The organism is Aquiflexum sp., assembly GCF_041749095.1.
Taxonomy (GTDB): domain Bacteria; phylum Bacteroidota; class Bacteroidia; order Cytophagales; family Cyclobacteriaceae; genus Aquiflexum.
Genome location: NZ_JBGTCA010000417.1, coordinates 1 through 23,260 on the forward strand (window position 1 = coordinate 1; position 23,260 = coordinate 23,260).

The 23,260-nt window shown below is 40.3% G+C and carries 18 protein-coding genes; 10 read left to right on the top strand and 8 right to left on the bottom strand.

Annotation, left to right across the window (positions count from 1 at the left end):
- Nucleotides 1-334: 334 nt before the first annotated feature.
- The 3 genes from ACEW8O_RS18895 to ACEW8O_RS18905 all read right to left on the bottom strand — a co-directional run bounded on the left by ACEW8O_RS18895 (nucleotide 335) and on the right by ACEW8O_RS18905 (nucleotide 7,338).
- Nucleotides 335-1,786: a rubredoxin gene (locus tag ACEW8O_RS18895; RefSeq protein ID WP_373496186.1), complete on the bottom strand. Its 1,452-nt coding sequence runs from the start codon at nucleotides 1,784-1,786 to the stop codon at nucleotides 335-337.
- 365 nt (nucleotides 1,787-2,151) lie between these two features.
- Nucleotides 2,152-5,661 (bottom strand): molybdopterin-dependent oxidoreductase, encoded by a 3,510-nt coding sequence (locus tag ACEW8O_RS18900; RefSeq protein WP_373496187.1) that lies wholly within the window; start codon nucleotides 5,659-5,661, stop codon nucleotides 2,152-2,154.
- A gap of 315 nt (nucleotides 5,662-5,976) precedes the next feature.
- Nucleotides 5,977-7,338, bottom strand: a complete 1,362-nt coding sequence (locus ACEW8O_RS18905; RefSeq protein WP_373496188.1) for a NarK family nitrate/nitrite MFS transporter — start codon at nucleotides 7,336-7,338, stop codon at nucleotides 5,977-5,979.
- A 391-nt stretch (nucleotides 7,339-7,729) separates the two neighbouring features.
- Between ACEW8O_RS18905 and ACEW8O_RS18910 the strand changes: the two genes are divergently transcribed.
- Genes ACEW8O_RS18910 through ACEW8O_RS18920 form a run of 3 tightly spaced genes read left to right on the top strand, consistent with a single transcriptional unit; the run spans nucleotide 7,730 to nucleotide 9,853 of the window.
- Nucleotides 7,730-8,311 carry a molybdenum cofactor guanylyltransferase gene (locus tag ACEW8O_RS18910; protein ID WP_373496202.1) on the top strand — a complete coding sequence of 194 codons (582 nt, stop codon included), beginning with the start codon at nucleotides 7,730-7,732 and terminating at the stop codon, nucleotides 8,309-8,311.
- Nucleotides 8,312-8,313: 2 nt separating this feature from the next.
- Nucleotides 8,314-9,417, top strand: a complete 1,104-nt coding sequence (locus ACEW8O_RS18915; RefSeq protein ID WP_373496189.1) for a ThiF family adenylyltransferase — start codon at nucleotides 8,314-8,316, stop codon at nucleotides 9,415-9,417.
- Nucleotides 9,407-9,853 carry a molybdenum cofactor biosynthesis protein MoaE gene (locus tag ACEW8O_RS18920; protein WP_373496190.1) on the top strand — a complete coding sequence of 149 codons (447 nt, stop codon included), beginning with the start codon at nucleotides 9,407-9,409 and terminating at the stop codon, nucleotides 9,851-9,853. Before ACEW8O_RS18915 ends, ACEW8O_RS18920 begins: the two co-directional genes overlap by 11 nt.
- Nucleotides 9,854-10,008: 155 nt before the next feature.
- Here the strand turns inward: ACEW8O_RS18920 and ACEW8O_RS18925 are convergent, their stop codons facing one another.
- On the bottom strand, nucleotides 10,009-10,566 hold the full coding sequence (locus tag ACEW8O_RS18925) for a fasciclin domain-containing protein (RefSeq protein WP_373496191.1): 558 nt from the start codon (nucleotides 10,564-10,566) through the stop codon (nucleotides 10,009-10,011).
- Between the two features lie 406 nt (nucleotides 10,567-10,972).
- Here ACEW8O_RS18925 and nrfH point away from each other — a divergent pair, with 406 nt between their 5' ends.
- Genes nrfH through ccsA form a run of 4 tightly spaced genes read left to right on the top strand, consistent with a single transcriptional unit; the run spans nucleotide 10,973 to nucleotide 17,601 of the window.
- Complete coding sequence (gene nrfH / locus ACEW8O_RS18930) at nucleotides 10,973-11,605, top strand: cytochrome c nitrite reductase small subunit (RefSeq protein ID WP_373496192.1); 633 nt, start codon at nucleotides 10,973-10,975, stop codon at nucleotides 11,603-11,605.
- 27 nt (nucleotides 11,606-11,632) lie between these two features.
- Nucleotides 11,633-13,126 carry an ammonia-forming cytochrome c nitrite reductase gene (nrfA, locus tag ACEW8O_RS18935; RefSeq protein ID WP_373496193.1) on the top strand — a complete coding sequence of 498 codons (1,494 nt, stop codon included), beginning with the start codon at nucleotides 11,633-11,635 and terminating at the stop codon, nucleotides 13,124-13,126.
- A gap of 13 nt (nucleotides 13,127-13,139) precedes the next feature.
- Nucleotides 13,140-14,471, top strand: a complete 1,332-nt coding sequence (locus ACEW8O_RS18940) for an alginate export family protein (protein WP_373496194.1) — start codon at nucleotides 13,140-13,142, stop codon at nucleotides 14,469-14,471.
- Nucleotides 14,472-14,475: 4 nt separating this feature from the next.
- Nucleotides 14,476-17,601, top strand: coding sequence for a cytochrome c biogenesis protein CcsA (gene ccsA, locus ACEW8O_RS18945; protein ID WP_373496195.1), 3,126 nt, complete (start codon nucleotides 14,476-14,478; stop codon nucleotides 17,599-17,601).
- Between the two features lie 10 nt (nucleotides 17,602-17,611).
- On the opposite strand, the gene ACEW8O_RS18950 is transcribed toward ccsA, so the two are convergent.
- The 4 genes from ACEW8O_RS18950 to ACEW8O_RS18965 form a co-directional block, all read right to left on the bottom strand.
- Nucleotides 17,612-18,049 (bottom strand): Rrf2 family transcriptional regulator, encoded by a 438-nt coding sequence (locus ACEW8O_RS18950; protein WP_373496196.1) that lies wholly within the window; start codon nucleotides 18,047-18,049, stop codon nucleotides 17,612-17,614.
- A 236-nt stretch (nucleotides 18,050-18,285) separates the two neighbouring features.
- Nucleotides 18,286-18,504, bottom strand: a complete 219-nt coding sequence (locus ACEW8O_RS18955) for a hypothetical protein (protein ID WP_373496197.1) — start codon at nucleotides 18,502-18,504, stop codon at nucleotides 18,286-18,288.
- 178 nt (nucleotides 18,505-18,682) lie between these two features.
- Complete coding sequence (locus ACEW8O_RS18960) at nucleotides 18,683-20,476, bottom strand: hypothetical protein (RefSeq protein ID WP_373496198.1); 1,794 nt, start codon at nucleotides 20,474-20,476, stop codon at nucleotides 18,683-18,685.
- A gap of 689 nt (nucleotides 20,477-21,165) precedes the next feature.
- Nucleotides 21,166-21,627, bottom strand: a complete 462-nt coding sequence (locus tag ACEW8O_RS18965; RefSeq protein ID WP_373496203.1) for a DUF1456 family protein — start codon at nucleotides 21,625-21,627, stop codon at nucleotides 21,166-21,168.
- A 261-nt stretch (nucleotides 21,628-21,888) separates the two neighbouring features.
- On the opposite strand from ACEW8O_RS18965, the gene ACEW8O_RS18970 reads away from it, so the two are divergent.
- From ACEW8O_RS18970 to ACEW8O_RS18980, 3 genes are all read left to right on the top strand, one after another.
- Nucleotides 21,889-22,200: a hypothetical protein gene (locus ACEW8O_RS18970; protein WP_373496199.1), complete on the top strand. Its 312-nt coding sequence runs from the start codon at nucleotides 21,889-21,891 to the stop codon at nucleotides 22,198-22,200.
- Nucleotides 22,201-22,316: 116 nt separating this feature from the next.
- Entirely contained in the window at nucleotides 22,317-22,472 is a 156-nt protein-coding gene (locus ACEW8O_RS18975; RefSeq protein ID WP_373496200.1) for a lmo0937 family membrane protein, read from the top strand.
- Between the two features lie 600 nt (nucleotides 22,473-23,072).
- A partial coding sequence (locus ACEW8O_RS18980; protein WP_373496201.1) for a hypothetical protein occupies nucleotides 23,073-23,260 on the top strand: 188 nt, incomplete at its 3' end.

The following is a 23,260-nucleotide window of genomic DNA, read 5'->3' on the forward strand; positions in this document are numbered from 1 at the left end:
CTGATTTTGTAACTTTCATCCGCTTGTTTGTGATGTTTCGCAGCACTCAAATAAGTGAAAAAAAACGAGCCGGAAAAGCCTGATTCAAAAAAAATCAGCCGCTTTTTCGGCTTTTTTCCTCATCCGCCTGCGGATTTAAGGAAAGATCAAAAGTCTAAGCCTTTTCCTTCATTTTAATAGCTGCTAAATAAAACTACCATTTAATTCTTAATCTCCAAAGAAAAGTTGTTTGTCTAATGATTTACCTTATATAAGGTATAAAGGATTTCCTCAAACTCTCTATAAGTTCGATTTTCTGAAACTCCGATGATGGATAAAAGATGACCAAATTCCTTTAAATCAACCTAAACCCCGCTTTCGGACTATCACAGACTGAGCAAGTGTAATCATTATGCAGCTTTAAAAATTCCGTTCCGGGGGCAATTCCGGCATCGGGATCGCCGATCTGTTCGTCATAGATGGTCAGGCAGGAGGAGCATTGGTATTTCCTGGATTTTTTGGGTTTGGACTCAGTGGTGCTTTCTGGTTTATCGGCAGGTTTTTTGACCTGCAGTTGGTCGTAGTATTTGTGGCTGAGTTGGATCAATAGGGCAGGGATGATTTCCATGGCCACATTTTTGACAAAATAATAGTATTCGGAAAGGTTGGGATTGAAATCCCGGGAATACAGGATATTGAAAGTGTCGGGTTCCTTTTCCGTTGCTTTGGGGTTTTTCTCGATGACGATGGAAGTGAAGGCCACCATGTGCCGGGTTTTGACCGAAAAGGAAAGGCCATAGGTGCTGATGTCCTGCTTGTCCAGGGCACGCACGAGGTAATTCTTGATTTCAAGGGCCTCTTCGTCCAGCACGGGCAGGTGCCAGTTGAGCTCGAGGGAACTGTGACGGATATTGATGCCATACCTACCGAGCAGCTTTTCCCAGCTAAGCCTGTCCTTTTCCTCAATCCCACGCACAATCAGGGATTTCCATGGGGTAAGGCTGAGTTTGCCGATATTGGTTTCCAGACAGAGTTCGCACAAGGCTTTCAGAAAGTTGATGCTGAAGCGGTTATTTCTCCAATACAATCCCAACCAATACTTCCCTCCTGCTACCCGGTTCATCCCTTCATAATATGGTGAGGTGGATTCGGGGTAACCAAGTTCCTGTTCGACGGCTTGGGTATTGATGGAGAGTCCCTCCATTGCCTTTTGGTAGATTTCCTGAAAGCCCATATTGTTTTCCAAAGGATTAAGCTCCTCTATCCTTTTGGCAAGTTTGGCCAGGTCATAACCAAAAACCAGTTTGGGTGCACACCAAGGTTTACTGTCTATCTCAGAAAACCTCAAAAACAGGTACCAGTAATTTTCCTGATTGGAGGCCACAAAATTGATGTTTCCTGTAAAAAGCGGAACCAGGTTCTGAACCGGATCGGTGATGTTGATTTTGAACTTTGGTTTGTAATCAAAAGTATCCAGGATATAATGGTAAATATGGGAAGCAAGCCAATGGGTCGTGGGCATCACGTCCAAAGCCGTGTAGGAACTTACGATATTCTGATAGGACTCTCCATCGGTATCGTAGGCAGTCTGTATCGACCGAAAAGTTTCTTCCAGCAATTCCGGGTTTTTTTCCGCCAAGGAAAACAAGATATCCTGCCGGGAACCCAAATGGATTTCGGATGTCCCAAGGTTGTTTGCTGTATGGATGATTTTCTGAAAATCCCCCGGAGACATAATCCCCCCCTTCACAAAAACCCTTACAAGTTCTGATTTTTTGACCGGGGATTCAGTGAATTTTATTGACATTTATTTGAGATGTGAGACGTGAGACGTTAGATGTGAGACTGGGGTGGTTTAACCTTTGAGGTCTTTTTTTGACCTCGAAGGTTTTGCTCGGTGAAAGGAGAAGTTTTAAGTACTATGTACTATTTACAAAGAACCAAGATATTGTGGCTTCTTACCATAATTCGCTCAATTTTTAATATCGAATATCGAACGCCGAATAATGAATGATGAAGTTTTGGGGAGACCATCCAAATCTTGAAATTTCGAATTTCGAATAAAGAACACCGAATGATGAATATCGAATGACCAAAACCTCCCTTCTCAAGATAGTTTTTACAATTTTTCAATTTTAAAATTTTCCAATCTTCCAATCTACCCTTCTCCCATCAAACCTCCTCTGCCAAGTTACTAAATTGATTCAAAATATGTTTGATTTCGGGTTTGCAGCTTCCGCATCCTAAGCCAGCGCCTGTTTTTTGGCACAGTTGCCTGAAATCGGTACAGCCATTCTGAATGGTTTTTTCAATATTGCCTTCGCCTATGTTTCCACAGGAACAGACCAGTTTCCCCAATACGGGTTCCTGTGCGGATTTGCCCCTTAAGAGCTCTTGCCTTTTGTCGGAAAGCTCAATCTTTTCCTCGATCAGGTTTTTGAACTCGGCAAATTCGGACTTGTCCCCCATTAATATAGCACCCACCAACTTGTCCTGGTAGACAATGCATTTTTTATAAAACCTATGAGCTTTGTCCAATAAGAGAATTTCCTCATAACCTTCTGCATTGGCAGGTATCTCAGGCATTCCTAAGGAACACAGATCCAATTCTGCAAACTTAAGGATATTCATGGAAACGGTTCCTTTGTACATGCTGAGTTGGTCACCGTTGATAAATCTTGCAGCTATATCTGCTTGCTGCTCCGCGGCAGCGGTGATGCCATTGAGCTTTTGTTTGAATTCGGCAATTTCCCCCAAAGCAAAGACATTCAGATCGGAGGTTTGCAGGTATTCATTGACTTTAACTCCAAATCCACATTCCAATCCTGCGGATTTTGCGAGCTCTGAATTAGGCCGGGTACCTATGGCATAGACCACGGCATTGCAATCGACGGTGGCACCGCTTTTCAAATATGCTTTGATGCTTTTTTGGTCAATTGAATTTTCAAGTCGGTTTACCTGATTGTTCAGGAACAGCTTCACTCCCATCTCCTCGATTTTTTCAACCAACAAGGTACTGGCCAAAGGATCCAATTGCCTTTCCATCAATCTGGAAGCCAATTGGATTACGGTCACTTGAATGTCCACTTCACGCAAGGAAGCCGCCAGTTCCAATCCCAACAATCCTCCACCGACAATCATCACATGGCCTTTTCCTCCAAGGTAGTCTATCAGGCCATCCGCATTGGACCTGTTCCGCATTGTAAAGACACCCGATAGATGCATGGGGGCATCTCCCGGAACAAAGGCCCGGCTACCCGTCGCCATGACCAACAAATCGTAATTATGGATCCTGCCTTTTTCGTCAGTGACTGTTTTACTGTCCTTGTCAATCACTGCAATCCCATTTTCAACAAAGAGATTGATATCCATTTCCTCAATTTCACCTTCTTTGAATTTTTGAAGATCTTCCCAGGTCTTATGCTGACTCACATAATCCGGCAGCAAGACCCTGTTGTAAAATGGATATTTTTCTTGGGAAAAAACGTGGATTTCATCCTCCTTATTCAGCTCCCTATAAGTTTGTATAAAACGGTAAGCAGCGGCACCGGCACCTATAATGACAACTTTCTGTTTTGGTTTTTGAAATTTGGAAACCTCAACAGCCGAAAATTTAAAATCAGGTTGTTTGGAAATGGGGTCGATGGCATTTCCTGTCAGGTTATTGGCACGGGCAAAGTCATTGCCCAGGATTTTACCCCAGTGCATTGGCAGAAATACCACTCCCCTTCGGATGTCTTCGGTGACCTTGGCATGGACTTTTACTTTCCCCCTTTTACCTTGGATTTCCACGGTATCCCCTTCCTGAATCCCCCTTTCCATGGCATCATAAGGATGGATTTCCAAATAAGGTAGCGGTTTGTGCTGACCCAATTTGCTGACTTTCCCCGTCCTGGTCATGGTATGCCATTGGTCACGGACCCGTCCGGTAGTCAAAATCATGGGGAAATCAGGAGTGATTTCTTCAGCTTGTGACCGGGGGCCTGAAGTTTTGATCTGTGCTTTTTGGTTTGGGGTATAGAATTTTTTGTCCTCAAATAATCGAACAGAAGGTGGCAGGGATGCCGAAACAAAAGGCCATTGAACAGTTCCTTTTTCTTTGAGGTAAGTATAATCTAGTCCTGAAATATCAATATTTGATCCTTTGGTCAAAGCCGCATGCTCTGCAAATACCTGTTCAGTACTTGGAAAATCAAAACCAGCAAATCCCATTTTTTGGGCAAACCTGATCAAAATATCCGAATCCGGTAATGCCTCCCCGGGAGCTTCAACTGCCTTGTTCAGGTAGGAAACCCTTCTTTCGGAATTGGTCATGGTGCCTTCCTTTTCTGCCCATCCTGCTGCGGGCAAAACGAGGTCGGCATACGGGATGCCGGCATTCTTGGAAGATATATCCTGTACCACCACAAACTTGGCTTTTTGAAGGGCTGCTTCCACCCTTTTGGCATCGGGCAGGCTGACCAAAGGATTGGTACAGATGATCCAAATGGCCTTCATCCGACCATCTTCCAATGCCTCCACCATTTGGGTGGCTGTCAGTCCGGGTTTGTCGGGAATGCTGTCCACTCCCCAAAATTCAGCGATTTCATTTCTATGTGCTGGGTCTGCCAATTTACGGTGTGCGGCCAACAAGGTAGCCATACCACCTACTTCCCTTCCCCCCATGGCATTGGGCTGTCCGGTAAGGGAAAATGGTCCCGAACCGGGTTTTCCTATATGGCCTGTAATCAGGTTCAGGTCTATGAGTGCCAGGTTTTTATTGACCCCATCACTGCTTTGGTTCAGGCCCATCGCCCAAAGATTAAGAAAGCCTTTGGAAGCTCCAATAAAATGGGCTGCCATGCGGATCTCATCAACCAAAAGTCCGCAAATGGCAGCCGCATCCTGTACTGAAGTATTAAATACCTCAGCTTTGTATGCATCAAAACCATCCGTATGGTTTTGGATAAATTCCAGGTCAATGTCCCCATTTTCTATCAGGCATCTTCCGATAGCCTGAAGCAGCACCGTGTCCGTACCCGGTAGCAATTGTAGATGCAAATCGGCTATGGAACAGGTCTGGGTTTTCCGGGGGTCAATGACAATGATTTTGACATGGGGGTTTTGCTCTTTGTGTTTTTCGATCCTTCTCCATAATATCGGATGGCACCAGGCAGGATTGGCCCCTGCTACCAGGAAACAGTCCGCCAATTCGATGTCCTCATAAGCAACGGGTACGATATCCTCTCCCAAAGTCATGGCATAGCCCATCACTGCCGAACTCATGCAAAGCCTGGAATTGGTGTCAACGTTGTTCGTACCCAAATAACCTTTGACCAGTTTGTTGACCAAGTAATATTCTTCTGTCAGGCACTGCCCCGAAACATAGAAACCCACTGAATCCGGACCATATTTACGGATCATGGATTGGAAAACTGCCGCTGCCCTATCCAAAGCCGCGTCCCAACCAACTTTTTCAAAAGGATGACCTTTTCCCCAGCGCATTTGGGGAAACAGCAATCTGTCAGTATGGTCCTCTACCACATAATGCAGGTTTATACCTTTGGAACAAAGCATTCCCTTGTTCACAGGGTGGTCGGGGTCACCTTCCACTTTGATCTTCCCTTTTTGGTCACGATTTATAATAATCCCGCAACCAACGCCACAGTAAGAACAAGTGCTTTTGAATTTTTGCGGTTTCATGGTTTGGTAATTAGGTAATGAGTTACTGGTTAGTAGACTTATTGATTTTAGATCTTAGATTTAAGATTGTAGATTTAAGTCTTACAATTGGGATAGATTTAAGATTTTCACTATGAAACCTCTATCGCTTTGCTTGTCCTTTTGATTCGACCCCTGTGGGGTTGTATGTTTATAGACGATCCCACTTTCTATAAACATGCGACTCCAAAGGAGTCGAAAATCCATACCAAAGGATAGAGATTTTGAAATTTATCAAGCTCCGATTATTTATATCCCAACCTGCCTGCATTAAGGCAGGTATCAATCAGTATCAATTCATTTTCCCATCTCATAAACCGGAACTAATTCCCCTGCTTTCTCTGCAAGAGAAGCTTCCAATTCGAAGGCGGCATCTTTTTCATCTGCGGAAGAAAAACGGACCAAAAGTGACAATACCGAAATACCTGTGACAAATAAACCAAGTATGGCAAGGCCTTGAGCGTAACTTATATCTTCCATTTTGAATAAAAACCCGGCCATCACTGCCCCGGCATTTCCACCGGCCCCGACTATACCCGAAACTGCACCAATGGCCTTTTTATTGATAAATGGAACCACAGAATAGGTAGCCCCTTCCGCCATCTGAACAAACAGACTGAATACAATCATACTTCCGATGGCCAATGGCAACCAAGTCATTTGGGAGAAAAACAAAAGCGCTATTCCTTCAAAAAACAGCAATCCCCCCATCAACATTACCCTTCCTTTTAAACCATGTTTAACTCCTGCTTTATCCCCAAAATATCCTCCCATTGAGCGGGCAAAAATATTCATCAGTCCAAACAGGCCTGCAATCAGTCCGGCGGTTTTGAGATCCAATTTGAAATAATCATGGTAGTAGATCGCCGCAACATTGTTGATGGTAAGTTCCACCCCAAAGCAGGCACCATAAATCAGGAACAAGGCCCATACCCTGTAATCCTTCATCGCTTTTTTGAATGCACCCTTGCTTTCTTTCTTCTTTTTAAGAAACTCGGGATTATTTTTGGCCAAATCCTTGAAATTACCTTCCGGCAAATCCGTGGTCAATTTATAATATAGAATACCACAAACGACCATGGCCAATCCTGGAACAACCATCGCATACCTCCAGGCATCTTTGTCCAAAAATCCCAAGGAAACAAACAGTGCAAATATCATGGGCATGACCATTTGGGTCACACCTCCACCAAGGTTTCCCCATCCTGCCGAAGTGGCATTGGCTGTACCTACCACATTGGGTGCAAACATCACCGAGGTGTGGTATTGGGTGATTACGAATGATGCACCGATAGCGCCGATAGCCAATCTGAAAATCAGAAAGCTTTCATAACTGTTGCTCAGGCCGATCAACATGACCGGAATGGAACCCAATATCAATAAATAGGTATAGGTAATCCTTGGACCTATTTTGTCCAAGATCCATCCTATGGCCAACCTGGCAAAAACAGTAATTGCCACCGATGAAATGATGATGTTTCCGATTTGGGATTTGGTCAGTTCCAGCTCCTCCCGGACTACCGCCATCAAAGGCGCTATACCGAACCAACCGAAAAAGCAAAGGAAAAAAGCCACCCAGGATAAATGAAATGCCCGCATCTGCGGTGTTTTGAAATTCAGCAAATTAATCGAAGTTGCCTTGTTTGAAAGTGTCTTCATGAAGTTAGGTTTTAGGTTTGATAGACTAATTGGTTATTCCGGGCTTCGGTAATTGGCTAAGACAATCGAAAGATAAAAATTTAAATTAAGATATCTAAGTATTTTTACTTATTTACGAAAATATATGTACGTATATTGTATTAGTTTTAATTGAAATAATAAGTGTTTCTCTGGAACGCGGATGACGCTGATATGGCTGATGATCGCTGATAAAAATCTGTGTTAATCTGCAAAATCAGCGTCTTCAGCGTGCTAAATCGATGGAATTCAGATTTCCCATTAATTTGGCCGGTAACCCATATTTTCTTTGATTCCCCCTAATAGTTTCGATATTTACATATCAGTGGGGATGGAGATGTGAAAATCTATTTTCCCAAACAAATTGAATTCAGTGGTTGCATTACAGGACATAGAAGCATTTGTATTAGCCGGTGGTAAAAGCCGTCGAATGGGAGAAGATAAGGGTTTGGCTTTATTAAATGGGTCACCTATGATTACCTCAGTTATCAAATCCTTGCAATCGATCCCTTTGGAGGTAAAATTGATTTCAGCAAATCCCGATTACAATCAATTTTACTTACCTTTATATAAGGACTCAATTCAGAATAAAGGTCCTATGGGAGGCTTAATTACTGCTTTGGAACAGACCTCCGCTCCTTATGTGTTACTGATGGGATGTGATATGCCCTTTATCACCAAAAAAGCAATAAGTCACTTGATTGATAATAGCAAAGAAAACAAGATCACCGTGGCCGGGACCAATGGATATATCAATCCGCTTTTGGCCATTTATCCCAAATCCATCCTTCCTGAACTCAAGGAACATATAGAAAATGACCGCCTCAAGATGCAGGATTTTATTTCTTCCCAAGATCATCACATTGTGAAAATGGATGAAATTGAAAAGACAGAACCGACGACTTTGACAAATATCAATAGCAGGGAAGAACTGGATTACTGGAACAAACAATAAGCATGGACAGATTTGCAAGACAATATGTATTGCCCGGGTTTGGAAAAGAGGCCCAGGAAAAACTTAAGAAATCCAGAATCCTGGTCATTGGGGCCGGGGGTTTGGGATGTCCGGCATTGTTGTATTTGGCTGCTGCAGGCGTGGGGACTTTAGGTATTATGGATGGTGATATGGTTTCAGTCAGCAATTTGAACAGACAGGTACTTTTTGGGGAAAGTGACCTGGGGATGAACAAAGCAGAAACTGCCGCACATATCCTGAAATCCAAATATTCCGATATTCACATTGAATGCGTTCCTGAGTTTATCACCACAGAAAATGCAGCATCTATAATCTCCAAATATGACCTGATTCTGGATGGTTCGGACAACTTCCCCACACGTTACTTGGTAAATGACATCTGCGTTTTATTGGAAAAGCCTTTAGTCTTTGGAGCCATCTATCAAAATCAGGGACAGGTTGGTATCCTCAATGCAAAAGATGCAAACAGCATCAATTATAGGGATCTTTTCCCTGACCCTCCTACAGCATATGAAATCCCCAATTGCAATGAGACGGGTGTTTTGGGAGTATTGCCGGGAATCATCGGGACAATACAGGCGACAGAGGCTATAAAATTTGTAACCGGATATGGCAATACCTTGATAGATAAAATGCTTTTCTATAATCTTCTTGACCATCAATCCTACGAAGTATCCCTGAGTAAAAGTCCTGACTCTCATTTTTCAATGCCAAAAACCATTGCCGAATTCATGGAAATTGACTATGCTGTTGTATGTGGAAATGGAGACAGTATCAATTGGGGAGAAGCCATTGAGCTTTTGAAGAAATTTTCAGATGGAAAGCTGATCGATGTCAGGGAAAAAGATGAAGCTCCCAGGTTAAAGAATTTTGACCACATCTCGGTACCCATTTCTCAAATCGAAGAAACTACCGGTGTTTTGGGTCCCATTGATCCTATGTTATTATTTTGCCAAAGTGGCATCAGAAGTTTAAAAACAGTCAAAATCCTGGAAAAAGCTTTTCCGGGAAAAAAGATCCATTCTATATCGGGAGGTATAGAAGCAATGGATTCACCAATAAACAAAAACTATCATGGAATCTAAAAGAACACCAAAAAACATATTTGTATCGGGAGCAATTTCCCCGGATAAAATTGCCAAATCCATCGCCAATCACAGCACTAAAACTGATATAGGTGGCCACAGCATTTTTTTGGGCCAAGTAAGGGCGGATGAAAAAGAAGAAGGAAAAGTCACTGCCATCGAATATACCGCTTATGAGGAAATGGCCTCGGAAAAAGCATTTGAAATTCGTGAGGCCATCTTTGCCAAATACCCACTTTCCTGCATGCACATTTACCACAGTTTGGGGGAAGTCAAAGCCGGAGAAATCTGTCTTTTTGTATTTACTTCCTCCAAACACCGTAAAGCGGCCATTGATGCCTGTGAGGAATTGGTAGAAAGAATCAAAAAAGAAGTCCCTGTTTGGGGAAAGGAAATATTGGAAAATGAGAAGACTGTTTGGAAGGAGAATTCCTAAAAGTAATTGACAAAGGCACAGAAGGAATGACTTATGATGAAATAGTTGAAAATTATAAAAACAGTTCCAAGGAAAATCAAAAAAAGCACCAAGCTAATGCCTAATGCTTTTTGGGTTTAGAAACCAACAACCATTATTTATAGAAATAAGTATTTTCAATCAGGCAACAACACCTTGTCAACCACGTGGATTATTCCATTTGAAGCTTGAACACTTCCGACTATTTTACCTCCATTGACCAGTACTGTACCATCATCTGACTTCTCAATGATTACAGAAGCACCATGGGCGGTACCAAGCTTTCTGCCATTTACAAAGTCTTCCACTTTATAAACCCCAAGCAGAACATGGAATTCCAAAATATCCCGTAGTTGTCTTTGGTTTTCCTTTTTTGTCAATGTAGTAAGCGTACCATCCGGCAAGGCATCAAATGCCGTATTGGTGGGTGCAAAAAAAATCGTGAAGGGTCCTACATTCGTTAAGACATCCACATAATCAGCCGCTTTCAATGCTGCTACCAACGTGGAATGATCGGCTGAACCTACCGCTACCTGTACAATATTAGGATTGGACACATCATCTTTGACTCCGGATTGACCTACATGTGTTGTCTCCAAAGCAGTGCTGCTGTTATTTTGGCTTTCTGAGGACCCACATCCTATCATCAATAGGAGCGAACCAATAATTGCAAAAGATTTTAATATCGATTTCATTTTGATTTGGGTTTGAATACGGTCGCAAGATAAAAAAAGAGATTTTTATCTTTTATGATTAAAATCATGATATTAAATGATTTCAAAAAAATTTATCAGGATATCCGCCTATATAAAAGTTACAACCGGTTTTTTTAAAAACATGGCTATAAGACACTTGAATGAGGGTAGGCATGGACGAAGCCGGATGTTTAAAAACCAACCTTTGAATGGAGTTGAACTAAAATACGGCTTTAGATCGGCAATAAGTAAATGGCAACATTATGGGAAATCATAATGTATTTTAAAGAAAGGACTTCGAATCTTTAAATTTCACAAATTATTTTATAATTTAAAGCTATTATGATTTATATCATGTTTTGAGGATTAAATTCTAGACAACTTTGTATCATAAATGATAGGCCCAATGGGTAAGCGACAAAAAATCAAAAGAAATTTATTTAAATATAACTTGGTGCCGCCTAGAGCATGGAGACCTTATGCCACTATTTTGGTTGCTGCTATTTTTGGTTTGGGTATATATTTGATACGATTAAGCAACTCTGCATCTTATTTGTCTGATGATCCGCAGGCATGTGTCAATTGCCACATCATGACACCCCAATATATCACATGGACACACAGTTCACACAGGGAAGTTGCCCATTGCAATGACTGCCATGTCCCCCATAACAATATTGCAAACAAATATTTTTTCAAAGCCAAAGATGGTTTGTACCATGCTTCAGTTTTTACCCTAAGGGCTGAACCACAGGTAATCAAAGCATTAGGACCATCCATCAAAGTCATTCAGAGCAATTGCATTCGATGCCATGAAGATCAGGTAACAGATGCCAAATTGATTGGATTGGTAGAAAACCACTTTCCACATCGAACCGATAGAATCTGCTGGGAGTGTCATCGGGAAGTGCCCCATGGAAAAATAAGGAGTCTTGCATCTGTAGGTCATCAGATTGAACCGATTCGGGCCCATGCCCCACCCGATCTGGAAATTATCCCCCAATGGCTCAAAGAAAGCATGCAAAAAACCAAGCAATAAAAACATCATTTTCAAAACCAGACACTCATGAAAAATTGGATTCTTTTTGGATTAACAGCCGTAATAGTCTTTTTGCTGGCTATGCTGGCCTATTCTGTTATGGACAGAAAAACCGAGGCAAGATTTGCCTATCAGCCAAAAGTACAGATTGAAGGAATCGAACCCAGGGATTCTGTTTGGGGGTTGAATTATCCCAGACAATACCAATCCTATATGAAGACCCAGGACACCACTTTCAAAAGTATGTACAATACAAGTGGCTTTATGGATGTATTGGATCATCAGCCTGAACTGATAGTTCTCTGGGCAGGATATGCCTTCAGCAAAGGGTATAATCAACCAAGGGGACATGCCTACGCCATCACGGATGTTCTCAACTCTGTCCGCATTGGTTCACCTATGGAACCGGGGGATGGGGTAATGCCCAGTACGTGCTGGACTTGTAAAAGCCCTGATGTACCCAGGCTGATGAGTGAAATGGGGGTTACCGAATATTACAGCACCAAACTGTCCAGTTTAGGTTCGGAGGTGATCAATCCCATTGGATGCGCTGATTGTCATAATCCCCAGACCATGAACCTGACCATCACACGTCCTGCACTCATTGAGGCTTTTGAGGCCATGGGCAAAGACATCAATCAGGCTTCCCATCAGGAGATGCGCTCTTTGGTCTGCGCTCAGTGTCATGTGGAATATTATTTTGACAAGACCAAACCGGGAAAAGAAAATGCAAATTACCTCACCTTCCCCTGGAAAGATGGATTGAGTGTGGAAGCTATGGAAACTTACTATGACAATATTGATTTTGCTGACTGGACACATCCTATCAGTAAGGCGAAAATGATCAAAGCACAGCATCCTGACTATGAGCTCTTTGAAATGGGAATTCATGCCAAAAGAGGCGTATCCTGTGCAGATTGTCATATGCCCTACAAAAACGAGGGCGGACAAAAATTCACAGACCACCATATCGGATCCCCGCTCAGCAATGTGGAAAATTCCTGTTTTGTGTGTCATCGGGAAAAACAAGAAGACTTGATGACCGATGTGTATGAAAGGCAGCGAAAAGTAAAAGAAGGTTCTTCCAGCATACAAAAGCAACTTGCCATGGCTCACATTGAAGCAGGAAAAGCTTGGGAATTGGGTGCTACAGAGGAACAGATGAAAGAAATATTGATTGGAATCCGTCATGCTCAATGGAGATGGGATTTTGTGGTGGCTTCCCATGGTGGAGCATTTCACGCACCATTGGAATCCAGCCGGATCATAACCTCTGCCATGGGCACCATCCAAGAAAGTAGGATCCAGCTTACCAGATTGTTGGCCTCATTGGGCCACAACAAACCGGTTAATATGCCTGACTTTAGTAACAAAGCTGCCTTGCAGACCTACATAGGACTTGATATGGAAAAAGATCTGAAAGATAAATCTAAATTCCTTGAGCAGGTAGTACCCCAATGGCTCAAAGAGGGAAAAGCCCGGGAGGCCAAAAAAGAAGTAAAAACTGTAAGCAGCAGGTAAAACCTGAAATTCCATGAAAACCTTTAAAATCATATTAGGGCTGCTAATGATAAGCTTGCCCTGCTTTCACCTACATGCCCAATTCAACATAGATGGTCAATATGTGCAGCGCTCTGAATTCAGAAATGGTTTCGGTAGATTGATAGAAGAATCGGCGGATCCATTTGCATTTATGGCACACCGTGCAAGGCTTCAGGCAAAATACGAAATGGAAAATTTCAGTTTTTATATGTCGATTCAGGATATCCGGGTTTTTGGAAGTACCCCACAAGTCAAAGCCACAGATAATTTTCTTTCCGTGCATGAAGCTTGGGCTACAGCTAAAATTACCGACACCTGGAAAGTAAAGGTTGGTCGGCAGGAACTTAATTATGACAACTTTAGATTCTTGGGCAACTTAGATTGGGCCTTACAGGGAAGGGCACATGACTTTCTTCTCTTCCAACATGAAAAGGACGATATGAAATTTCATTTTGGAGGCGGGTATAATCAGACAACTATGGCGCTTACAGACCAGCCATTTTTCACCCCAAATCAATATAAAATTGCCCAGATGGCCCGGTATGAAAACAAATGGGGGAAAGTACAGTTTTCAGCTTTGTTCTGGAATGATGGGCGTGAATGGCAAAATGTTAATGCAAATGGAGTCCTTTTGGAGAAAGGAATCCGCTACAGGTCTACTTTAGGTGTTCCAACCTTTAAATACAATTCCGGAAATTCTCAGGTATCCGCATTTTATTACCATCAATTCGGAAAAGACATTGTAGGCAGAAACCTCAATGCATACAATTTCAGCGTGGCCTATAATCATACCATTCCTGTCAATAAAGAGGAGGGCAAAATCTGGACCCTATCAGCCGGATTAGAACATATCAGTGGTAACAAAAGCACGACTTTAGAAAATGAAGCATATAATCCTCTATATGGCACCAACCACCTCTTCAATGGTTACATGGATCTCTTCTATGTAGGAGGCAATCATGAAAACATAGAAGGTCTTGAGGATTACTTTATCAAATCCCGATATGCTTTCAGCAAGAACTTCTTTTTGCAAGCTGACTACCATCTGTTTTATTCAAATACTGAAATATTCAGAATTACCAATGGCTTTTCTCCAACTCCTCCGACCGGTAGGTATTTCGGTTCAGAGTTGGATTTCACCATGGGATGGATTGTCAATGATGCCTTCTCTATCCAGGGAGGATATAGTCAGTTCTTTGCTACTGATGTGTTTACCCAAAATATCCAGGGATTAAGCAATCCAAATGGAACCCAAAACTGGGCCTACCTGATGTTGATTTTCCGTCCCACCATGAAAAACAGATTTATCGGCATTTTGCTCTAAACCAATGAAAATTACCCGAATACTGCTTTCCACCAAAGTAACATTAGTCTTGTTCATCGCATTTGCCGGATCTATGGCAGTGGCTACTTTTATAGAAAATGACCACGGAACGCCCGTTGCCCGGGCAACGGTGTATGACTCTTTGTGGTTTGAACTCATCATGGTCTGGATGGCAGTCAACTTTTTGGCACATATCAATCAATATCGGCTATTCCATAAAAACCGTTGGTCCATCGGGCTTTTCCATATTGCTTTTGTCGTTATCATCATCGGTGCCGGAGTGACACGCTACTTCAGTGAAGAGGGAATCATGCATATCCGTCAGGGCCAAGAAGAAAATACTTTTTATACCACTGCCCATTACCTACAGATCAATCAAAACGGTGATAATAGTATTCATTCTTTTGAAAAACCACTTTTGCTGCTCTCCAAAGACTTCGAACCAAAAACAATCTCCGCAAAATTGGGAGAGGCCAAATTCAAAGTGGTCTTTGAAGAATATATTCAGGGTGCAAAAGAGGATTTTTTAGATGGAACGGAGACCTTTATTGATTTAGCTGTTGCTATCGGAGCAGGCCGGGAAGATTATTTGGTCGATAAAGGAAAATATATCCAAATGGGCGACTTCACCCTAAGTACCAAAAATGACCCAAATCACAATATCCGGATTTTTAAAGAAAATGAAAATTGGAAAATTGAATCCGATCAACATTTGCAATTGATGGAGATGGCTACCCAAAAAATGGGCAATCAGCATGTGGGAGAAACCCAATCTCTCCAATTACGGACACTTTACCAATGGGATGGAGGAGCATTTATGGTCAAAGGAATCCATGAAAACGCCAAACTAGGCTATGTAACCGAAGATGACCCCAATCTGGCCAAAAATCTACTGGATGTGGTCAAATACAGCATTAAGGATGACTCAGGTCAAACCATCACAGAGGCATTTGTAAAAATGGTCAGCTTCAATCCAAGTTGGACTACGTTTTCCCATAAAGGTAAAAACTACTCGGCCACCTTTGGGCCCAAACCCATTCAATTGCCTTTTGTCCTTTACCTCAATGCCTTTGAACTGGAAAGATATCCCGGAAGCCAAAGTCCGGCAAGCTATGCCAGCGAGGTCATGGTCATGGATCAGGGAGAAGAATTTCCCTATAGGATTTTTATGAACAATGTATTGGATCATAAAGGATTCAGGTTTTACCAATCTTCCTATGACACCGACGAAAGGGGAACAGTCCTTTCCGTCAATCAGGACAGACCAGGTACATATATCACCTATCTCGGATATCTGCTTTTGACAGTGGGGATGTTTTTAACCCTGTTTGCGAAGGGAAGCAGGTTCAGAATCCTAAATACCAAACTCGGCAATATCAAAAAAGTAGCAGCTTCTTTATTGATTTTCTTAGCGATATCTGCCAACATTTTTGCACAGGAAACAGAATCAGCAAAACCTGCTGTAATTCCCTTAAACCAAGCGGAAGCATACGGGAAACTCATCGTCCAGGATTTGGATGGAAGGATGAAGCCATTAAATACATTGGCCAATGAAAACACCAGAAAGCTTACCGGAAAAACATACGTGTCCATTCCAAATCAGGAGAGTGAAATCCAATTGAGTCCGGAACAATTTCTCCTGGCTGTTCAAATGGATCCCGGTACTTACAGTCTTTTACCATTAATAAAGATCGATAAAGCAAAGTCCTTTGAAGTTTTCCAACTGCTGGGCAAAGAACCTACCGATAGGATAAGCTTTAAGGATTTCTTGGATGATGAGGGGAATTATCTGATACAGGATTTGGTCGAAAAAGCCAACCAACTCAAGCCTGCCGAAAGAAATGAAGGACACAAAGAATTACTTAAAACTGATGAAAGATTCAATATTTTCTATGGTTTGCTTACGGGAGACTTCTTACGTCTCTTTCCAAACAAATTGGACGGAAATAACACTTGGTTTACCGGTCAACAGTACATGCAGGGTTTCGATGAAGAAGATGCCGTTTTTGTAAAAAACATTACTCCTATTTACCTCAGTGCGCTCAATAAAGGACTCGAGGAAGGAAACTGGGAAGAGGCTGATGAAACCTTATCCTACATCGCATTGTATCAGCAAAAAATCGGGGAAGAAGTGTATCCCACATCCAATGAAATCCAAGCCGAACTACTCTATAACAAATTGAACCTTGGAACGAGGCTATTTGGTCTGTTTTGGCTCTTGGGTGCCGGAATGTTGTTTTTGGGGATTTTGATGCTTTTCAATAATGAAGGTATTTGGAAAAAAATCTGGTCGGTCGGTAAAGTATTAACCTGGCTCGGTTTTCTGGCATTTACTTTCCACCTGAGTTTAAGATGGTATATCGCCAAACATCCACCGTGGAGTGATGGGTTTGAGATGTTGGTATTTGTGGCTTGGGGAGTATTGCTTTTTGGGCTGTTGTTTTCTTCCAAGTCAAAATTTACTTTACCACTTGGACTCCTTTTTTCAGGAACCTTACTTTTCGTTGGATTCTTGGATTGGCTCAATCCTGAAATCACCAATTTGATGCCTGTGTTGAATTCCTATTGGTTGAAAATACACGTAGCCATCATTGTAAGCAGTTATGCACCTTTGGCCCTATCTGCGATCATTGGTTTATTGAGTTTGATGCTGACGATTTTCAAACCCAATAGTCCTAGCAAACAATGGTGGAGCAGTATCCGGGAACTTCAGATGGTCAATGAAATGTCCATTACGATCGGTTTGTTTTTATTGGCAATCGGGACTTTTCTTGGAGGCGTTTGGGCCAATGAAAGTTGGGGCAGGTATTGGGCATGGGATCCCAAAGAAACCTGGGCTTTGATCTCAGTAATAGTTTATGCTTTTGTATTGCACTTAAGATTGATTCCCAAATTCAAAGACGGCCTTGTATTCAACCTTGCAAGTCTATGGGCTTTCTCTTCGATTGTCATGACTTCCTTCGGGGTGAATTACTACCTATCTGGGCTACATTCCTATGCGGCAGGAGATCCTGTGCCGGTCCCCAATTGGGTTTACTGGATGGTTTTGATTCTATTGACGATATCGGTCCTGGCAGTTGTGAAATATAAAAAATTAAAAGAATCAGAGGTTAAACAACTTGTAGTTTGATCAAACGATTCTAAGCTAATCTTGATAGGACAGTTTCACCGCTTTCGACTTCCTCTGCGAGTTGTTTCAGGCTTTTTTTTGTCAGCATCTCCACCAGTTCGACTCTTATTTTTTTAATTTCATTGTGCAAGGGACATGGATTCGTTTCCGAACATTGTTTCAATCCAAGACTACAACCATCAAAAAGTTCATTACCATCTATGACAACCACCAAATCTTTTAATGTATATTTCTCATGTTCTTTACCTGCAAAAAATCCACCTGACGGTCCTTTTTGTGAACCTATCAACTTCTTCCTGACAAGTTCCTGAAGGATTTTAGCGGTAAATGGCTCCGGAGCATCAACATAAGCCGCTATCTCTTTGGCACCTACTTTTTGACCAATTTGACTTTGCTTCCATATATATATTACTGATTTGATTCCGTATTGGCATGCTTTGGAAAACATAAGAATTTTTATTTAAATAAAACTTTACAAAATAAAGATAAATTTATCTTTCTATCTGTAATTAATAATACAAAAACAGATCTATTTTGTTTAATTTTTTTATTTAGAATTCTTAACTATTTAAAACTATTACGGAATAAAAAAGACACCTTGGATTTTTGAAAGCTTATTAAGCTTGGAATTTTATTTAAAGGACCAAAAATTTTAATTTTAAAATGAAGAAATTCTTACATCCTTTATGCTGTCATTTTAAAAGGCTTAGGAACATTAACCTCCATTTCTTCAATAATTCTATCCAAAATAGTATCCGGATTAAGATCAAAACTAACGCAGACTTCTTTGATCATTTTTTCTTTATTTAAAATTGGGTCAACTCCAAATCTCCTGAATACAGTACTTGCACGAAAGTCCGCTATGATAATTTCATTTACAGTAAAATCTTCAAATTTTTTCATCTTAGTGTGGTTTTGAAATAGAATTTTTAAATTTTAATGGATCCATAGAAACGAAATTTCTTTTGTTTTTGGATGTTCTGTTGTATTCATAAAAGATTAAGGGATTGACTTAACCTTACTTTGTTTTGTAATTATGATTAAAAAGAAGATTTCATGGAATGTTTGGTTTGCTACAATTTCATACTATAAAAGTGGTTCCCTGAAGTTCTAAGAGAATTGCATTCAGTTGCTCTTTTATTATTTTGGTGACTTCTTCTTTTCCCAAAGAGACCGCGTCTGTCAATTCGTTGTAATATTCAATGCCCGTTTCCAAGTTCCTTTTGAATTTTTCTATGTAAGTATCGAATTTCTGGCTGCTTTCAGGAAGTGCCTTTCCCATTTCATCTTTCAGGTATTGCATGTACAATTGAAGCTCCTTGATAAATACATGAGGTCTTTCAGCGTCAAGGTTGATATTAAATTTCCCATAGATGTGCCCCACCATTTCCTTAAGGCTAAAGACACCTTTGAAATAAGCCAGATTAGGTCCAGGACAGATCGTCACCGCAGACAGGTTTCGGCGTGGTGTTTCCCCTGCATTCAATATTGCAGGCGCACTCAACCCTTCACAGAGGCAGTCCTTTTCCAATACTTCGTTCAACTCCCTATCTGTGACTTCTCCTGCATTGTATTGTTTGCTTTTTAGGTTTTGATATTCCCTAGATGCGGTGCAAATGGCTTTATCAGAGAACTCTTTGCTGAAAGTCAGAAATTTCTTGTAGCAAGGACTTCCAGGCCTGTTTTTGTCAATTCTTGCGATTCGCTGCTCCTCCCCGCTACTGATTCTTAGATTATTGAAAGGCACTCCCAATGGCGAAGCATGGCTAAGGTAATAATCAGACTTTTTGGACCTGACCAATCTGTCCAAGGTATCTTTATCCACACTCGTAGCTTCAGGAACCAACAAAAAGGGACTTCCCCAACCGGTTCCGTCCAATTGGTAATATTCCATCAAAAAGCTGTTTTCTTCAGCATTGCCAATTCCACCTTGGTAAGTGATCTTAGGTTTGATGTTTTCTGGTAGCAATGGCAGCCTTTTTTGCTGCAAAGCCTGTTGACATCCGGTCAATAACGTTTCCCGTAAAGTTTCCCTATTGGTTTTGAATTCCTCCAAAATAGGTCCAACCAAAAAACCATCTGTAGCAAATGCATGTCCTCCACAATTCAAGCCTGACTCAACCCTGAATTCTGATATCCAGATTCCTTTTTTGGCCATAAATCTACCCTGAATCAAAGCAGACCTATAGTCTGATACTTTGAGGATTACTCTTTTTTTGAATTCTCCTTTATCGTTAGGAAAAAAATCCGGGAATTGTTCAATGTAACTATACAATGCAGGATTCAATCCGGCTGAAAAAACTACAGCACTTTTCAGATCACTTTCGGCAAAACCTCTTAATGCAGATAGAGCGTCTGAATATTCCCTTGGCAATTCAACCCCATTACTATCAAAATTCATTTTATCCACCTTGGTCATGATATTGACGTCGATACTTCCTGGAACAATCGCTTCCTGCAAAGTCTTTTTAATTTCTACCTTTTCAGGTTCTGATACAAAGGGGAGTTTTTTGTAAAGTTGAAATAAATGATGTTCCTCTGGCAATAATTCAAAATATTGGTTGATTGCCTCATCCCTTTCAAAATCCTGTTGCTTGAGCTCCTGTATTTGATTTTCAACAGCATGATGAAGGAGGTTCAGGTAAGCTTTGACTCTTTTTGCCCTATAATCTTCCTCTTTTTCATCAATATATAAATAAGAAATTTTCAGTTTTCTGCAATAAATCCGTCTTATATCCTCCAACAAATGGTCATCCATAATGGATACAGCGGAAGAAATACCATACTGGGCAATTTTTATGGGTGAATCTACAGTAAAGCCTAATCCCATAACAGGAATATGGAATTTATGTAGTGGAGTTTGAGTGGCAATCATTGTTTGCAATAATTAGAAAGTTGTGGATTCCTGACATAGGATTCAAATTAGATGACAAATCTATCCTCTATTTGATTGCAAAAAGAAAGCATACCTCATTAAAGAATATGACTTTTGTCATAAAGTTGGAAGTGGGGAAGAAAGTAAGTTGGGTTTAATGAATTGAAAGATTGGATGATTGAAAAATTGGAAAATTAAATCAACTCAAAAAATCCTCTAATTAGGGTCTTCCATACTTAATCGGCCAATATGGCACTTAGATTTTGTCAAAATCAATTCCTGGAGGAATTTAAAATTAGTGTGATATAATTGAGAATTTTCCAAATCCTCCTTTAGTGGATTAATACCTCGAATTGTAATCTTTTTAATAAAGCTGTAAATTCATATTGATTTAGAAAGTAAACACAGTTAAAAAATGAAGCATATCTGGTTGATTATGATTCTATTCAAAGGCAAAGTGAAAACCACAAACCTCGGAGCAGTACGGTTCGTGCCTTTTACGAGGAATGAAAAATACTAGATTTCCTCGAATCTCAGTAAATATCCTTTCGGTCTTATTAATGATTAAATTTTTTAATTAACGCTCTTTCGTGAACCAATATTAATAAGATCCAATATCAATCTATATCTGAATACAAAGAATTCAATATGACCTTGGTAATAGGTTAAAAAGTACCCACTCATAAAATCTAATCTGTCCTATACCTCATTTGAAGCCCCCTAAGAAAATTTCTTAAAACCTGATCTTTGCAAAGTCGGTATTGACTTTGGGTAGGTTTTCTAAAAAAAGCACTGAGTTCATGCTTGCTTATATTTATATCCAATTGATGCAACATTCTTAAAATATCTTCATCCTTCAGTTCCAAAGCGATTTTCAGTTTTCGGAGGATCATATTATTGGTCAGGGTTTTTTCAGCTTCCGGTAGCGCGTCATCTTTTTTACCTCTTTTTTCGATGATCAAGCCATTCAGGAAGTAAGCCAAATCTTTGTCATAAATCCCTTTAAAATCGGGATCCTCGTCCTTTTTCAGCCAATCACTTACCTCTGCACGGGAAACATCCTTCCCTCCAAGTTCAAAAAGCTTGATCATCTTATCCTCACCGAAGTCAAAAGTATATCGTAAGCTGCGCAGGATGTCGTTGTTGGTCATAGAATAGCTGATCATAAATCTTGGGTAAAGATGTCCCAAATGGGGCCGTTTTCCAAATACTAAAGAGAATAACAGGAATTGTCATTTTACATACATTAACATGTTATTACATGTAATTTATGTAAGAACTACCCATATTTATATAAAACACCAGACATACATTATTTTACCTTTGTACAGTGATGCAAAATTAAAATTTGATCATCCAATAATTACCTCTGTTTAAATTTACACCCAGCACTTAACAACTTAACACTAATTATGAAGAATTTAAGAATCACCGCTGCCACAGTTGTCATCTTATTTTCCCTTGGCCTAAGTCCAGTTTCTGCCATCGGAGCTAAGAAAATTCCAGTTGAATCAACCATGACTCCTGCTGAAATTCAGTTATTGATTGATAGAGTGGAAGAAATCAAAGAGATGGACAAATCCACCTTGACAAAAGCCGAAAAGAAAGATCTCCGTAACGAGTTGAGGGAGACCAAAAAAGAGATCACAAGAAATAACGGAGGTGTATATTTATCCGTTGGAGCGCTGATTTTGGTCATCGTTTTGTTGATTTTATTGCTTTGAGTTTGAAATCCAAGACTCGAAAATTCGACTTGGTGTCTTGATGGTAAGAACTTATAAATAGCAAGGAATCAATTATTAAAATTAAAGCAATCATCTAACTAAAAACAAACAGAAAAATGGGAAATCTTATTTACATCATTGCAGTTATTTTAATCATCATTTGGGCTGTAGGATTCCTAGGCTACAACAGTGGTGGAATTATCCACATTCTCTTGGTCATTGCAGTAGTAGCAATATTACTGAGAGTTATCAGCGGAAGGAAAGTGCTATAATTCCTGATAGATCGCCGTGGACTGCTTTCCATAAGAGGTAAATATGGGATTTATACAACAATAAAAGAACATATTATAAGCAGGAAACTACCTTTATTGTCCAACTTTGTATCAGTTAATAAATGGTATTGGCAATTAGTGTCAGTGATCAAAAAGAAAATAAATAAATATTCAAGATATTTCAAAAGCATTTTTTTGATTATCCATGAGTAGGCTAGTGAAAATTTGGTAAGTGGTTTTATTTAGAGGAAAAAATACTATGCCAAATGTCACTTTTAATCTGGTAATAATTGTTTGGGTGAATTAATTATACCGACACTTGCTGAAAATGGATAATTTTTTTGAAATACGAATAAAGTAAAAAATAGAATAACGAAAAAACAGGTTTATTGAAAGGAATTTTTTAAAAATAATCAAATAAATCTACAGATAATCATTAGGGCTTATTTATGGAAAGAAGGACAAGTTTATTAGCTTGTCTTTCTATTTTTATGGTTATTCCTCAATCTAACAAAATCAAATCATTTGGAAAAACCTCCCTTTTGAGGCATCTTTATGATCTTTAAATTTTCTTTATTTCATACCACATACATTGCAAAAATGACCATAACCAATTTGAAAACTTGGGCGTCCTGTATTGGTTGTCTACTTCTGACTGGATTTTTTCCTGAAGCAGGACTCATTGCCCAACAGACAGTACAAATCAACTCTCTTTCAGACTATAAACCAAATACCGGCACTTGGCATAATGCCACAGAGGTATCAGGAAATTTGGACAAGCCCAATCT